12 protein-coding genes and 3 pseudogenes are annotated in these 14228 nt (G+C 67.5%); 7 read left to right on the forward strand and 8 right to left on the reverse strand.

The window, feature by feature from the left end; translation table 11 throughout:
- Positions 1–3 precede the first annotated feature (3 nt).
- Positions 4–1305 (forward strand): TRAP transporter large permease, encoded by a 1302-nt coding sequence (locus ASE11_RS14435; protein ID WP_056272733.1) that lies wholly within the window; start codon positions 4–6, stop codon positions 1303–1305.
- Between the two features lie 16 nt (positions 1306–1321).
- Here ASE11_RS14435 and ASE11_RS26685 read toward each other — a convergent pair.
- Positions 1322–1405 (reverse strand): annotated as a pseudogene (locus ASE11_RS26685) (uracil phosphoribosyltransferase); the annotation flags it as partial.
- 311 nt (positions 1406–1716) lie between these two features.
- On the opposite strand from ASE11_RS26685, the gene ybaL reads away from it, so the two are divergent.
- From ybaL to ASE11_RS25930, 3 genes and pseudogenes are all read left to right on the forward strand, one after another.
- Complete coding sequence (gene ybaL, locus ASE11_RS14440; protein ID WP_056272736.1) at positions 1717–3432, forward strand: YbaL family putative K(+) efflux transporter; 1716 nt, start codon at positions 1717–1719, stop codon at positions 3430–3432.
- Positions 3429–3650, forward strand: a pseudogene (locus ASE11_RS26690) (DUF1653 domain-containing protein); the annotation flags it as partial. The gene ybaL and the pseudogene ASE11_RS26690, both read left to right, overlap by 4 nt.
- 123 nt (positions 3651–3773) lie before the next feature.
- Positions 3774–3917 (forward strand): annotated as a pseudogene (locus ASE11_RS25930) (oxidoreductase-like domain-containing protein); the annotation flags it as partial.
- On the opposite strand, the gene ASE11_RS14450 reads toward ASE11_RS25930, so the two are convergent.
- On the reverse strand, positions 3877–4971 hold the full coding sequence (locus tag ASE11_RS14450; protein WP_056272739.1) for a PA0069 family radical SAM protein: 1095 nt from the start codon (positions 4969–4971) through the stop codon (positions 3877–3879). The pseudogene ASE11_RS25930 and the gene ASE11_RS14450 overlap by 41 nt on opposite strands.
- A gap of 80 nt (positions 4972–5051) precedes the next feature.
- Here ASE11_RS14450 and ASE11_RS14455 point away from each other — a divergent pair, with 80 nt between their 5' ends.
- The 3 genes from ASE11_RS14455 to ASE11_RS14465 all read left to right on the forward strand — a co-directional run bounded on the left by ASE11_RS14455 (position 5052) and on the right by ASE11_RS14465 (position 8006).
- The gene (locus ASE11_RS14455; RefSeq protein ID WP_056272741.1) at positions 5052–6020 is read left to right on the forward strand and encodes an ABC transporter ATP-binding protein; all 969 of its coding nucleotides are present in this window, start codon (positions 5052–5054) and stop codon (positions 6018–6020) included.
- Positions 6021–6025: 5 nt separating this feature from the next.
- Positions 6026–6787 (forward strand): ABC transporter permease, encoded by a 762-nt coding sequence (locus tag ASE11_RS14460; RefSeq protein WP_056274197.1) that lies wholly within the window; start codon positions 6026–6028, stop codon positions 6785–6787.
- A gap of 136 nt (positions 6788–6923) precedes the next feature.
- Complete coding sequence (locus ASE11_RS14465) at positions 6924–8006, forward strand: TRAP transporter substrate-binding protein (protein ID WP_056272744.1); 1083 nt, start codon at positions 6924–6926, stop codon at positions 8004–8006.
- A 46-nt stretch (positions 8007–8052) separates the two neighbouring features.
- Here ASE11_RS14465 and ASE11_RS14470 read toward each other — a convergent pair whose 3' ends face one another.
- The 6 genes from ASE11_RS14470 to ASE11_RS14495 all read right to left on the reverse strand — a co-directional run bounded on the left by ASE11_RS14470 (position 8053) and on the right by ASE11_RS14495 (position 14203).
- Positions 8053–8556: a DUF2894 domain-containing protein gene (locus ASE11_RS14470; protein WP_156406366.1), complete on the reverse strand. Its 504-nt coding sequence runs from the start codon at positions 8554–8556 to the stop codon at positions 8053–8055.
- Positions 8549–9211 (reverse strand): OmpA family protein, encoded by a 663-nt coding sequence (locus ASE11_RS14475; RefSeq protein WP_056272747.1) that lies wholly within the window; start codon positions 9209–9211, stop codon positions 8549–8551. The genes ASE11_RS14470 and ASE11_RS14475 overlap by 8 nt, the downstream gene beginning before the upstream one ends.
- On the reverse strand, positions 9208–11238 hold the full coding sequence (locus tag ASE11_RS14480) for a DUF802 domain-containing protein (protein ID WP_082585753.1): 2031 nt from the start codon (positions 11236–11238) through the stop codon (positions 9208–9210). The genes ASE11_RS14475 and ASE11_RS14480 overlap by 4 nt, the downstream gene beginning before the upstream one ends.
- Positions 11235–11903: a DUF3348 family protein gene (locus ASE11_RS14485; protein ID WP_162258051.1), complete on the reverse strand. Its 669-nt coding sequence runs from the start codon at positions 11901–11903 to the stop codon at positions 11235–11237. Before ASE11_RS14485 ends, ASE11_RS14480 begins: the two co-directional genes overlap by 4 nt.
- A gap of 177 nt (positions 11904–12080) precedes the next feature.
- Positions 12081–13391 (reverse strand): glycerate kinase, encoded by a 1311-nt coding sequence (locus tag ASE11_RS14490; protein WP_056272752.1) that lies wholly within the window; start codon positions 13389–13391, stop codon positions 12081–12083.
- Positions 13391–14203: a hydroxypyruvate isomerase family protein gene (locus tag ASE11_RS14495; RefSeq protein WP_056274203.1), complete on the reverse strand. Its 813-nt coding sequence runs from the start codon at positions 14201–14203 to the stop codon at positions 13391–13393. Before ASE11_RS14495 ends, ASE11_RS14490 begins: the two co-directional genes overlap by 1 nt.
- Positions 14204–14228 lie beyond the last annotated feature (25 nt).

Below are 14228 nucleotides of genomic sequence, written 5' to 3' on the forward strand. Positions count from 1 at the left end.
TCCGTGAACTTCACCAGTCCGTTTTCGCTCGCGCTGGCCACCATCGTCGCGCTCAGCCTGCTGGGTGTGCCCGTGGGGCAGGCCATGATCGGTGGCTCCATCCTGTACCTCTGGCTCAAGGGCATGGACATGGGCAGCGCGGCCGAGCAGCTGCTCAACAGCACCTACTCCAGCTACCTGCTGCTGGCCATTCCGCTGTTCATCCTGGCCGCGAGCTTCATGAGCACCGGCAGCGTGCTCGACCGCCTGCTGCGTTTCTGCAACGCCATCGTGGGCCGCTTCCCCGGAGGGCTGGCGCAGGTCAATGTGCTGCAGAGCATCGTGTTCGCCAGCATGTCGGGCTCGGCCCTGGCCGACGCGGCGGGCTCGGGCAAGCTGATGCAGGCCATGATGACCCGCAACGGCAAGTACACGCCGGCGTTCGCGGGCGCGCTCACCGCGGTCTCGGCGGTCATCGGCCCCATCCTGCCGCCCTCGATTCCACTGGTGCTCTACGCGCTGATCTCCGGCACGTCCATCGGCTTTCTCTTCCTCGCCGGTGTGTTGCCGGGCCTGCTCCTGGCCGCGGTGCAGATGGCGCTGATCTACGTGCAGGCGCGGCGGCACAACTTTCCGGTGGAGCCCGCCGTGCCGCTGCGCGAGTTGCCCGGCATCACGCGCGAGGCCATGCCCGCGCTGATGCTGCCCATCATCCTGCTGGGTTGCCTCTACAGCGGCATCACCACCCCCACCGAAGCGGCGGGCCTGGCCGCGGCCTATGCGCTGCTGGTGTCCTCGGTGCTCTACCGCAGCCTGGGCTGGCGCGACATGGCCGACTCGCTGCTGTCGAGCGCGCGCACCAGCGTTTCCATCGGCATGCTGATCGCTGGTGCGCTGGTGTTCAACTACGTGATCACGTCCGAGAACATTCCGGCCTCGCTCAGCACGGTGCTGCGCACGCTGGACATGTCGCCACTGGCGTTCCTGCTGGCGGTGAACCTGCTGCTGCTGGTGCTGGGCGCGTTCCTGGAGGGCTCCACCATCATCCTGGTGATCCTGCCGGTGCTGCTGCCCACTGCGGTCGCGCTGGGCATCGACCCGGTGCATTTCGGTGTGGTGGCCGTGCTCAACATCATGATCGGTCTGGTCACACCGCCCTATGGTCTGCTGCTGTTCATGATGACCAAGATCGCCGACGTCTCGCTGCTCGCGCTGGTGCGCGAGGTCGTGCCTTTCCTGGGCGTGATGATCGGCGCGCTGGTCGTGATCACGCTGTGGCCCGACTTCGTGCTGCTCCTGCCACGGCTGGCCGGCTACACCGGCTGATCGCCGCGCCCAGCGTTCACTGCGTGCCGAAAATGCGGTCGCCCGCGCCGCACAGGCCGGGCAGTATGCAGCCGTGGTCGTTGAGCTCGCGGTCGATCACTGGATGGGCAAGGCCCCGAAGCCCCCGAGTGCGAGGTCAGGCGGATGTGGCGCGGGTGCGGCGTGTTGGGCGAGGCCGGCACTTCGGCGTTGGCGATCGGCGACGGCAGGTCTGCGGACATGGTTGAGCACCTTGGTCTGCGCCAGGGTCTGGCGAGACCGGCGGACCGGCTGACAACCGCGCCCGCCGCCTGCGTGGCACCAAGCAAGCGCAATGCCAGGCACTCCACATCGCCCTTCATAATCGACCGCAGCGCCGGGCACACCGGAGGAAACCCCACCCACCGCTCCAGCAGCAGAAAGGCCCCACCGATGCCGCACGACGTCAGCCTGATCGCCACCATTGCGGCGGCCTTCGGCCTGGCGATGGTCTTCGGGTTCATCGCCGTGCGGCTGCGCATGCCGCCCCTGGTGGGCTACCTGCTCGCTGGCATCGTCATCAGCCCCGCCACGCCAGGCTTCGTGGCCGACGTGGGACTGGCCAGCCAGTTGGCCGAGATCGGCGTCATGCTGCTGATGTTCGGCGTGGGCCTGCACTTCTCGATCAACGACCTCATGGCCGTGCGCCGCATCGCCGTGCCGGGCGCCATCGTGCAGATCGGCGTGGCCACCTTGCTGGGCATCGGCCTGTCGCACTTCTGGGGCTGGAGCCTGGCCGCCTCGCTGGTCTTTGGTCTGTGCCTGTCGGTGGCGAGCACGGTGGTGCTGTTGCGCGCGCTGGAGGCCAAGGGCCTTCTCAAATCCATCAACGGTCAGATCGCGGTGGGCTGGCTGGTCGTGGAAGACCTGGTGATGGTGCTGGTGCTGGTGCTGCTGCCGGCGCTGGCCGGCGTCATCGCCCCCAGCGAGGGTGTGGCGCCTCCCACCGGCATCGAGATCTGGCAGACCGTCGGCATCACGCTGGCCAAGGTCACCGCGTTCATCGTGCTGATGCTGGTGGTGGGCCGCCGGTTGCTGCCCAAGGCGCTGTGGTGGGTGGCGCGCACCGGGTCTCAGGAGCTGTTCACGCTGAGCGTGGTGGCCGTGGCGGTGGGTGTGGCCTTTGGCGCGGGCAAGCTGTTCGACGTGTCCTTCGCGCTGGGCGCCTTCTTCGCCGGCATGATGATGCGCGAGTCCGAGTTCAGCCACCGCGCCGCCGACGAGTCGCTGCCGCTGCGCGATGCCTTTGCCGTGCTGTTCTTCGTGTCGGTGGGCATGCTGTTCGACCCCGCGGTGATTCTGAACCAGCCGTTCAAGCTGCTCGCGGTGGTGGCCATCATCATGCTGGGCAAGACGGTCGCAGCGGTCGTGCTGGTGCTGCTGTTCAGGTACCCGCTCAACACCGCCCTGACGGTGGGCGTGAGCCTGGCGCAGATCGGCGAGTTCTCCTTCATCCTCGCCGGCCTGGGCGTTGCGCTCAAGCTGATGCCGGCGGAGGGCCAGAGCCTGGTGCTGGCCGGCGCCCTCATTTCCATTGCAGCCAACTCCGCGTTGTTCTCGGCGGTGGAGCCCCTGCAGGCCTGGGTTCGCAAGCGCTCGGCCTACGCCCGGCAGCTGGAAGCGCGCGACGACCCGCTGGCCGAGCTGCCCGCCTCCACCGACGAGTCGCTGCTGGCCAGGCAGGTGGTGCTGGTGGGCTTTGGCCGCGTGGGCCAGCGCATCGCGCAGACCCTGCGTGAAAAGGGCATTCCCTTCGTCGTGGCCGAGGAGAACCGGGAGATCGTCGACGCGCTGCGCAAGGAGGGCATCGCTGCCGTCAGTGGCGACGCCTCCACGCCCGACGTGCTGATCCAGGCGCACATCGCCCGGGCGGCCATGCTGGTCATCACGATCCCGGACACGATGGGCATGCGCAAGATGGTGGAGATCGCACGCATGCTCAACCCCGACATCGAGGTGCTCCTGCGCACCCACAACAAGGAGGAAGCCGACATGCTGCAACAAGAAAGCCTCGGCACCGTCTTCCTGGGCGACACCGAACTGGCGCGCGGCATGGCGGCACACGTGCTGCAGCAGTTCAAGCGCGCAACCGCCACACGCACTCCATGACCGACCACGACCTGCCCCCGCTGAATCCCACCCCGCCCGGCCTGTACCGCCACTACAAGGGCGGCTGGTACGAGGTGCTGGACACCGTGCGCTGCAGCGAGACCCTGCAAGGCATGACGCTGTACCGCGCGCTCTACGGTGGCTGGGGCCAGTGGGTGCGGCCGGTGGCCATGTTCGGTGAAACGGGCGAGTTCGAGGGCCGCACGCAAGCCCGCTTCGTGCGCCACGACCCGGCCCTGGTGCCACTGGCTGACCTGGCCACCGCGCAAGCACTCATTGCCCACTTGCGCGGCCTGGCGCAGCGCCACGGCATGAACCTCGACGCGGCCTTGCGCGCGCCACCGCCCGAGCCCGCCACCTGCTGCGGGCGCGGCTGCAACGGCTGCGTGTGGGAAGGGTTTTACGAGGCCCTGCACCACTGGCGCACGGACGCGCTGGTCTTGCTCAGAACAGAGACTGCTGCCCCTGCAGGCTCGCCGGCCTGAACAGCGAGGTCTTCAGCGGCTCGCGCTCACGCTGGTAGCCCAGGCGGTCGCAGGTTTTCTCGAAGCGCTGACGGATGAGATCGGCCCACACGCCGCTGCCTTTCATGCGTTGGGAAAAGTCGGCGTTGTAGTCGCGCCCGCCGCGCATCTCCTGCACGCGAGCCATCACGCGCGCGGCGCGGTCCGGGTAGTGCAGCTCCAGCCATTGGCGAAACATGGGGCTCAGCTCAAACGGCAGGCGCAACACGGTGTAGAAGGCGCGCCGTGCGCCGGCCTCAAACGCCGCTTCGAGCACCTGCTCCATGTCGTCGTTGATGAACGGAATCTGCGGCGCCACGCTCACACCCACCGGAATGCCGGCCTCGGCCAGCGTGCGGATCGTGCGCAGCCGGCGGTGGGGTGCGGCAGCGCGCGGCTCCAGCAGGCGGGTGAGTTTCGGATCCAGCGAAGTGATGGTCAGGTACACCGCCGCCAGGCCCTGCGCGGCCATGGGTGCGAGCAGGTCGATGTCGCGCTCCACGCCGCTGCCCTTGGTGACGATGGCCAGCGGGTGCCGTGTGTCGCTCAGCACCTGCAGCACGCCGCGCATGAGCCGCAGCTCGCGTTCGACGGGCTGGTAGGCGTCGGTCACGGTGCCGATGGCGAGCAGCTCGGGCACATGGCGCGGGCTGGCGAGTTCGCGCTTGAGCACCTCGGCGATGTTGCGCTTGGCGATCAGCTTGGTCTCGAAATCAATGCCCGGCGACAGATTGAGAAAACTGTGGCTGGGCCGCGCGTAGCAATACACACAGCCGTGCTCGCACCCCCGGTACGGGTTGAGGCCGAGGTGAAAGCCGATGTCGGGCGAGTCGTTGTGGGTGATGGCGCTTTTCGCGTCTTCAAAGCTCACCTCGGTGGCCGGTGGTGGTGCCTCGTCGCGCGCCAGCACCGCGTCGTCGAGCGCGCCCCAGCCGTCGTCAAACGCTTCGCGGGCGTCGCGCTGGAAGCGGTGCGGCTGGTGCTGGGCCAGGCCGCGGCCCTTGATGGCCTGCAGCGGAATGTGGGTAGTGGGCATGGTTGAAACACTGTACACAGGTACAGCCTAAAATTCGACCTCTTTTCCGGCCTCCTTTCATCCACCTCCGTGGAGCTCCCATGCATTCAACTCCTGCAGCCGCCGACCCTGCGGCCATCGTGTCCGTGCGCGGCGTCAGCAAGACCTACGCCGGCGGCTTCCAGGCCCTCAAGCGGGTCGACCTGGACATCCGCCGCGGCGAAATCCTGGCCCTGCTCGGCCCCAACGGCGCCGGCAAGACCACGCTGATCAGCGTCATCTGCGGCATGGTCAACGCCACCGAAGGCACGGTGGTGGCCGACGGCCACGACACGGTGCGCGACTACCGCGCCGCACGCGCCGCCATCGGCCTGGTGCCGCAGGAACTGCACACCGACTCGTTTGAAACCGTGTGGGCCACGGTGAGCTTCAGCCGCGGCCTCTTCGGCAAGGCGCCCAACCCGGCCTACATCGAGAAGATCCTCAAGGACCTCTCGCTCTGGGACAAGAAGGACAGCAAGATCATGGCGCTCTCGGGTGGCATGAAGCGCCGCGTCCTGATCGCCAAGGCGCTCTCGCACGAGCCCAAGATCCTGTTCCTGGACGAGCCCAGCGCGGGCGTGGATGTGGAGCTGCGGCACGACATGTGGCGCATGGTGCGCGAGCTGCGCGAAGCGGGCACGACCATCATCCTCACCACGCACTACATCGAAGAAGCCGAAGACATGGCCGACCGCATCGGCGTGATCGCCAAGGGCGAGCTGATCCTCGTGGAAGACAAACACGTGCTCATGCGCAAGCTGGGCAAGAAGCAGCTCACCCTCACGCTGCAGCAGACCATCGAGCGCGTGCCCGAAACCCTGGCGCCCTGGGCGCTGGAGATCACCGAGGGCGGCCACGCCCTCACCTACACCTTCGACGCGCAGAAGGACGACACCGGCATCGCCGAGCTGCTGCGCGCGCTGGCCGACAACAACATCCACTTCAAGGACCTGCGCTCCAGCGAGAGTTCGCTGGAAGACATCTTTGTCAGCCTGGTGCACGAAAAGAAAGAAGAGGCCCGAGCATGATTGGGTTGAACATTCACGCGGTGAAGGCGATCTACCAGTTCGAAATGAACCGCGCCCTGCGCACCTGGGCACAAAGCATCATCGCGCCGGTGCTCAGCACCTCGCTGTACTTCATCGTCTTCGGCTCGGCCATCGGCTCGCGCATGGGCGACATCGACGGCGTGAGCTACGGCGCCTACATCATCCCTGGCCTGCTCATGCTCTCGCTGTTGAGTGAAAGCATTTCCAACGCGGCCTTCGGCATCTACATGCCCAAGTGGTCCGGCACCATCTACGAGCTGCTGAGTGCGCCGGTGAACTGGGTCGAGGTGCTGCTGGGGTATGTGGGCGCTGCTGCCACCAAGAGCCTCACGCTGGGCCTGCTGATCCTGCTGACCGCGCGCGTGTTCGTGCCGTACGAGGTGGCGCACCCGGTGTGGATGGTGGGCTTCCTCATCCTCACCTCCATCACCTTCTGCCTGTTCGGTTTCATCATCGGCCTGTGGGCCGACAGTTTCCAGAAACTGCAGGTGATCCCGTTGCTCATCATCACGCCGCTCACCTTCCTGGGCGGCGCGTTCTACAGCATCAACATGCTGCCGCCGGTGTGGCAAACGGTCTCGCTGTTCAACCCCGTGGTCTACCTCATCAGCGGCCTGCGCTGGGCCTTCTACGGCGTGGCAGATGTGCACATCGCCGTGAGCACAGGCATGACGCTGGCGTTCATGGCGGTGTGTCTGGCGGTGGTCTGGTGGGTGTTCAAGACGGGCTGGAAGATCCGACGCTGAACCGGAACGGGCGCGATGTCGCGCCCGGTACAGAGAGTACCGGAGGGTCTTTCGGAAGGTGGCACACTTGACGCCCTTCGCGGGCGCAACGCACTGCCGAGCGCCCACCGACAACTTCTCTCTGGAGACACATTCAATGGATCGTCGTTCAATGATCAAGAACGCTGGCATCGCCGGCGTTTTGACCACCGGTATCGCCCCCGCTGTGCACGCGCAGGCCGCCGTGCGCTGGCGTCTGGCCAGCAGCTTTCCCAAGTCACTGCCCACCATCTTCGGCTCGGCCGAAAAATTCTCCGAGACCGTCAAGGCCCTGTCGGGCGGCAAGTTCGAGGTGTCGGTGCACGCCGCAGGCGACATCGTGCCCGCCTTCGGTGTGGTGGATGCCATCCAGGACAACACCATCGAAATGGCGCAGACCGCGCCTTACTACTTCACCGGCAAGGACCCCATCTTCGCGTTCGGCTGCGCTGTGCCCTTCGGCCTGACCGCGCGCCACATGGACGCCTGGATGGAACACGGCAACGGCCGCAAGCTGATGGACGAGTTCTACGGCAAGTTCAACGTGGTCTCCATGAGCTCGGGCAACACCGGCACCCAGATGGGTGGCTGGTACCGTAAAGAGATCAAGAGCGTGGCCGACCTCAAGGGCCTGAAGATGCGCCTGGGTGGCGGCCTGTTCGGCGAGACCATGGCCAAGCTGGGCGTGGTGGCGCAGAACATGCCCGCCGGTGAGGTGTACCAGGCGCTGGAAAAAGGCACGCTGGACGCCACCGAGTTCGTCGGTCCGGCGGACGACGAGCGCCTGGGCTTCAACAAGGTCGCTCCGTTCTACTACTACCCTGGCTGGTGGGAGGGTGGCGCCGAACTGGAGTTCTTCATCAACAAGAAGGCCTTCGACGCGCTGTCGCCAGAAAACAAGGCCATCGTGCGTGCCGCCGGCGCGGTTGCCGCGCGCGACATGACCGCCAAGTACGATGCCCTGAACCCGCAGGCACTCAAGCGCCTGGTGGGCAGCGGCACCAAGCTCAAGCCGTTCACCAAGGACGTGATGGACGCTGGCTTCAAGGCCGCGAAGGAAGTGTTCGCCGCGCACGAAGCCAAGTCGCCCGAATTCAAGAAGATCCACCAGGACATGCGCGCCTTCCAGCGCGACCAGGTGCTGTGGAGCCGCTTCTCCGAATGGCGCTACGACAGCTTCATCACCACCGCCAAGCTCTGATCGACCGGCAGCGGCCGGGCGGAACATTCCGCCGGGCCGCTGAACCTCAGCGCTTCACACGGCCCGTCTTGACGGGCTTTGTTTTGCCCGCAGGTTCCTTGAGCCTGCCGTGCGCCTGCTCCAGCCACAGCAGCGTGTCGGCGTGTGACATGAAGCGCCGCAGGTAGTCGGGCGAGAGGTCGCGCATGAGCCCCAGCGTGCGCAGCACGAGCATGTGCGAGTTGAGCGGGCCCGCGTTCTCGGGGCCGCGCTCCACGGCCTGGGTCACGTCTTCTTCGGCGCAGATGCGGGACCAGGTTTCGCGGAAACGCTGCGCGCTTTTCAGCTCGGGGCCGGCCTGCGTGGCGGTGGCCATGTACTGGTTGAGCTGGCCCAACGGGGTGAGGGTCTTCTTCTGACGGGCGCGTGGCGGTTGTGCTTCGCCGGTCTCGGGAGCGTCAGCCATGGCGCGTTGCACCCGGTCTTGCAGCACGCGCTGCACGGCCGCAGGCGCGGCCTGCATGCGCCGCTGCAATGCCTGCGCGTAGTGGGCGCGCACAGAGTCACTCACGCGCAGGAGCCTTCGCTGCGCTGGCCGCCTTGGGCACGGGGGCCATCTCCACGCGCCGGTTGAGCGAGCGACCTTTCTCGTCAGCGTTGGAGGCCACGGGCTGTTCGGCACCGAAAGCGGCGCTGAACACGCGCTGCGGTGGCATGCCCTCCTGGATCAGCACGCGGGTCACGGTGAGTGCCCGCTGGGCCGAGAGTTCGAGGTTGTCGGCGTAGCGCTGGTTGTTGGCCTGCACCGGTCGGTCGTCTGTGAAGCCGCTGACCATCAGCATCTCGTCGCGCTCGCCCAGGTACACCTGCAGCGGCGGCACCAGGCTCTTGAGCAGCAGGCGCCCCTCGGAGCGCAGCTCGTCGGAGTTGAGTGGAAACAGCACGCTGCCGCTGATGCCGATGCGTCCGTTGTCCAGCGTCACGCGGCCGGTCTGCAGCGGAATGGCCAGGGCTTTTTCCAGTGCCATGCGGCGGGCTTCTTCCTGCTGGCGTTTCTGCACTTCGGCCTGCAGGCTGGCCACCAGGTCCATCTGCACCACCAGCACACCGATGAGGATGAGCACGAAGGCGCCCACGAGGCCGGCCATGAGGTCGCCGAACACGGCCCAGACCGGCGCGGTCTGCTCGCCCGCGCCCTCTTCCCAAGTGTCGTCCAGCCCGTTCATCCCACGGCCCTCTCGGCCGTGCGCAGCCGGTGCAGGTCGTCCACGATGCCTTGTTGCGAACTGATGCTGAGGTCGATCACCTCGCGCGCCTGCGCCACGTAGTAGGCAAGCTGTTCGTCGCTGCGCAGCATGGACTGGCCCACGGCCTCCTCGATGCGTTGCAGGCTGCCGATGAGTTTTTCGTTGGTGGCGGCAAAGAGCTGCACGCCGTGGCCGAAGGCCTCGCCCAGGCTGGCCAGCTCGATGGCGCTGCCACTCACCTGCGCGGCCACGTCTTGCGCGCGGTGGGCTTGCACACCCACCGTGTCGGCAAACTGGCGGCCGACCTGGTCGAGCACGGCACTGGCCGATGTCACCAGCGATTCAATGGCCGCGCGCTGTTCGCCCGTGGCTTGCTGCACGGTCTGCAGCAGGCTGCCAATGTTGTTCATGAGCGTGGCGCGCTCCTGCAACGCGAGGTTGTCGCGTTCGCCGAGCTGCGTGGTTTCGCGGCGCAGCTGCGCGATCACCTCGGCCGCGGCCTTGGGCGCCTCGGTGGCGGTTTCCATCAGGCGCGCGATGGGTGCCTCGATCGCGGTGCCCAGCGTGGCAAGGTGGGTGGCCACCTGACCGTTGAGCGAAGCCTGCAGTTCGCCCAGGCGCTGCACGGCAGCCTCGCCCCGGGCGGTCTCTTCGCCGCGCAGCGCAGCCAGCTCGGCGCGCCAGAGGGTCGCTGTCTGCTGCAGCGTCTGGCCCACGGCCTGCTGCTCGGCCAAGGTCTGTGCGCCCAGCTGCTGCCATTCGGTCTGCAGCGTGGTGGCCATGGCCTGCAGCGCCTCTTTCCAGGCGGTCTGCTGATGTTGTTCTACCGCCGCCTGTTCGGCATGCGAGCGTGACACCGTGTCGTGCACGCTCATGAGCAAGGCGGCGGAGCGCTGCTCGAACGTGGTGGTGAAGGCCACCAGCGCCCGTTCCAGACCGTGGGTCTGCTGCTCGCCGGCGTGCGCGTGCTGTTGCAGCGCCTGGGTCCAGCCCTCCAGCGCGGTGCGGGCGGTGGCACCGAGCTGCGTCGAGAGACCGCCCAGTTGCGTCTGCACCGCGTCACTCACGCGCTCGTGCAGGCGCGTGGACTCGCTCGCAATGGTCGCCATGGCGTTCTCCACCACCGGCTGGAGCGTTTCACCGGCAACGCGCGCGCTGGCCGACAGGGTTTCGTTGAGCGATCGCGCCACCGACTGACCGAGTTCCTGGTAGGCCACGCTGGCTTCGCGGTGGAACAGCGCCTGGCGCTCCAGCAACTGGTCGTCGAGCTGCTGACCCCGGCGCTCCATCTGCGCCATCAGGGCTTGCAGCTGGTCCACCACGGCGGGCAAGGCGCCGGCTTGCTGCTGCAGCGCCTTGAAGGTTTCGTTGCGCTGGTGCGCGAGTGAAAACGGGCGGAACACGGTGGCGGTGTGGGCATCGAGCTGGCGCACCACGGTCATGCGCTCGCGCCGGCTGATGACCGACATGAGGCCCAACATGGCCGAGGTGGCCACGCCCACGACCGAAGTGCCAAAGGCCAGACCCAGGCCTCTGATGGGTTCGGCCAGCGCCGTGCGAATCGCCTGCAGGTCGGCCGTGCCTTCGAGCGTGAACACGGCACCGCGGAAGGTGACGACCAGGCCGAGGAAAGTGCCGAGCATGCCCAGCATCACCAACAGGCCAATCAGGTAGGGCGTGAGCGCCAGGCCCGGCAAGGCGGCGCGCTCGCCCTCGATGCGCGAGCGCACAGCGTTCTGCAGCGCTGTTGGCACACGGTCCAGCCAGTCGCTCAATTGCACCAGCGGTTGTGGCACGTTGACCAGCGCCTGCGCCAGTGCGTCGGTGGTGGCGCGAAAGCGCCGGATCTCCTGCGCGCCCAGCAGGTAGACGCCACCGATGGCCACGGTCATGGCCAGCGCGATGGCGCTGGTGCCGACAAAGCCCCAGCCAACCCAGATCACGGCGATCAGGCCGAGTGCGAAGGCACCGACGAAAAAGAGACGGTTCACTGCGTTGTTGCTCATGGGTGTTGTTTCACTTCCTGGCTGAGGGCTTCGACCATGCCCGCCACGGGCTGCAGCCGAAGGTCGAGCTCGGCCTGCAGGGCCTGTTGGAGATCTTGTTCAAACAGTGGTTGCCAGCCGCTGGTGTGGGTCTGACGCAGCTGGTCGAACCGCGCCTTGAGAAAGGCCGGCAAGGAGGACAGCAGCTTCTGTTCACGCCCGCCCAGCATGGTGTCGAGCACGGCGTCCAGCGCGGCGAGCTGCGCCAGGCGCGGGGAGGTATGTGTCAAGGTCTTGCGCACGTGGTCGCGCAAGGCGTCGATGCCCATTTCCATGCGGCGCTGCTGGTCCAGACAGCGCTGGTGGTGCGGCGAAAAGCCGGCGTCGGCGTCATCGCCGGATTCGTCACCCGGCTCGCCCGACGGGGTGGTGATGGCCTGGCGCAGGGTGGCACGCACCCGCTCAAGCTCCGCCTGCACGGCGCGGGCAGCGGCCGGCACCGCCGGGCGCCGGGCCCGGGCCACCGACGGCAAGGCCTGGTGGGCCGAGTGCAGCGCGATGGCATCGGCCACGTTGAGCCACTGGCCCAGCCGCTCGGCCAGATCCTGCCGGGGCACCTCGGTGGGCGTGGGCAGCCAGCCGGCGAGCTGGCGCACCAGGGCAGAGCGGTTGAAGTTGCTGCGCAAAAAAAGCATTCCTTGGCGCCCTGCGGGCGCAATCGGCATCGGGTACAGGGTGGGTTGCCGACATGGTGGGGCGTGCACGCCCGTCAGCGGTGGCCAGACCGGACTTCCGGCGGCCAAGGCGACATTAGAAACGATCCGCCGGACCGACTTGTAACCGTCTGCCGGCCAGCGCCGGCGTCAGAGCACCAGCACGGCCCGGAAATCGTTCACGTTGGTGTGCGTGGGCCCGGTGATCACCAGATCGCCCAGCGGCTTGAAATAACCGTAGGCGTCGTTGCGCGCCAGGTGGTCGGTGACCTTGAGCCCCCGCTCCGCGGCACGCGCCAGGGTGTCAGGGGTGACGAGCGCGCCGGCGTTGTCTTCCATGCCGTCGATGCCGTCGGTATCGGCCGCCAGTGCCCACACCTGGGCCATGCCATTGAGCGCCTGCGCCATGCCCAGACAGAACTCGCCGGCCCGCCCGCCCTTGCCCTTGGCCTGGCCTTCCACGCGGGGTCGCACTGTGACGGTGGTCTCGCCGCCGCTGAGGATCACGCAGGGTGTCTTGAAATCGCTGCGCCCGAGCGCAGCCGAGCGCGCGAGTGCGGCGTGCACCTTGCCCACCTCGCGCGATTCACCTTCGATCTCGTCGCTGAGCACGTAGGTGTTGAGCCCGATCGCGCGCGCCGCGGCCGCAGCCGCCTCCAGGCTTTGCTGCGGCGTGGCGATCAGGTGCACCTCGTGGCCCTGCAGGCGCGCATCACCCGGCTTGGGTGTTTCGAGCTCGCCGCGCTCCAGCTGCGCGCGCACGGCTGCCGGCACCTGAATGCCGTAGCGCTGCAGGATGTCGAGCGCGTCGGCGCAGCTCGTGGCATCGGCCACGGTGGGGCCGCTGGCGATCACGCTCACATCGTCACCCGGCACGTCGCTGATGGTGATGGTGACCACGCGCGCAGGCGCACAACCAGCCGCCAGCCGCCCGCCCTTGATGCGCGAAAGGTGCTTGCGCACGGTGTTCATTTCCAGGATGTTGGCGCCGCTGTTCAGCAGCTCGCGGTTGATGCGCTGCTTGTCTTCGAGCGTGAGGCCGTCGGCCGGCAGCGTGAGCAGCGAGGAACCGCCACCGGAGATGAGGCAGAGCACCAGGTCGTCAGACGTGAGGCCCTGGGTGAGCTGCAGGATACGCTGCGCGGCGGCCAGGCCCGCGGCGTCGGGCACCGGGTGCGAGGCTTCCACCACCTCGATGCGCTCCTTCAAACCTGCCGGGCGCGGCGGTGTGTGGTCGTAACGCGTGACGACCAGGCCTGAAATCGGCGCGTCTGCCGGCCACAGCGCTTCCACCGCCTGGGCCATGGCGCCACCGGCCTTGCCGGCGCCGATCACCACGGTGCGACCCTTGGGCGGCGGCGGCAGGAACGCGGCCGTGTTGTGCAGGGGCAGTGCGCGCTGCACCGCCACGTCGTACAGGTGGCGCAACAGGGCGCGGGGATCGTTCAGGGTGGGTTGCATCACAGGGTTCTTCCGGAGGGGTGGCGTCCGTGGGCAGCCAGCCAGGTGAGGCCGGCGCGGGTGCCGTCGTCGCGTTTTTCAAGGGGGAAATACTCGCAGCCCACATGGCCGCTGTAGCCCAGACGATCGAGCTCGTCAAACAGGAATCGGTGGTTGATCTCGCCGCTGCCGGGCTCACCGCGCCCGGGGTTGTCGGCGATCTGGATGTGGCCGATGCGCGGCAGCAGCGCGCGCAGCGTGCCGGCCAGTTCGCCCTGCATGCGCTGGGCGTGGTAGAGGTCGTGCTGCAGGTACAGGTTGTCGGCCCCGACCTCGTCCATGATGGCCAGCGCCTGCGCCGTTCGGCTCACAAAGAAGCCGGGCACGTCGCGCGTGTTGAGGGGCTCCATGAGCAAACGCAGGCCATGCACGCGCAGCGCGGCGGCGGCAAAACGCAGGTTGCCCACCAGCGTGGCGCGGGCTTGCGCTTCGCTCACACCGGGAGGCTGCAGACCCGCCAGGCAGTTGAGTTGCGGCACACCGAGGGCCAGCGCATGCGTGAGCCCGCGCGCCACACCGGCGCGGAACTCGCCCACCCGCTGCGGATGACAGGCCATGCCACGGTCTCCTGCGGCCGCGTCTCCGCCCGGCAGGTTGTGCAGCACCATGCGCAAGCCGTTGGCGCGCAGCAGGGCGGCCAGATGGTCGGGTGTGTGGCCGTAGGGAAACTGGCACTCGACCGCCTCGAAGCCGCAGGCGCGGGCCGCGGCGAACCGATCGGCGAAGGGCAGCTCGGTGAAGAGCGTGCTGAGGTTGGCTGAGAATGTGAACATGCCCTCCATTGTCGCCACATCAAAA

Origin of the sequence: Hydrogenophaga sp. Root209 (assembly GCF_001428625.1) — a bacterium.
In the GTDB taxonomy this organism is placed as follows: Bacteria; Pseudomonadota; Gammaproteobacteria; order Burkholderiales; family Burkholderiaceae_C; genus Hydrogenophaga.

What these genes read in the sequence shown, in the direction of transcription:
- ASE11_RS14450 (WP_056272739.1), bottom strand. Translation starts at nt 4,971, where the DNA reads ATGCCCACTACCCACATTCCGCTGCAGGCCATCAAGGGCCGCGGCCTG.
- ASE11_RS14465 (WP_056272744.1), top strand. Translation starts at nt 6,924, where the DNA reads ATGGATCGTCGTTCAATGATCAAGAACGCTGGCATCGCCGGCGTTTTG.
- ASE11_RS14495 (WP_056274203.1), bottom strand. Translation starts at nt 14,203, where the DNA reads ATGTTCACATTCTCAGCCAACCTCAGCACGCTCTTCACCGAGCTGCCC.
- ASE11_RS14455 (WP_056272741.1), top strand. Translation starts at nt 5,052, where the DNA reads ATGCATTCAACTCCTGCAGCCGCCGACCCTGCGGCCATCGTGTCCGTG.
- ybaL (WP_056272736.1), top strand. Translation starts at nt 1,717, where the DNA reads ATGCCGCACGACGTCAGCCTGATCGCCACCATTGCGGCGGCCTTCGGC.
- ASE11_RS14490 (WP_056272752.1), bottom strand. Translation starts at nt 13,391, where the DNA reads ATGCAACCCACCCTGAACGATCCCCGCGCCCTGTTGCGCCACCTGTAC.
- ASE11_RS14475 (WP_056272747.1), bottom strand. Translation starts at nt 9,211, where the DNA reads ATGAACGGGCTGGACGACACTTGGGAAGAGGGCGCGGGCGAGCAGACC.
- ASE11_RS14480 (WP_082585753.1), bottom strand. Translation starts at nt 11,238, where the DNA reads ATGAGCAACAACGCAGTGAACCGTCTCTTTTTCGTCGGTGCCTTCGCA.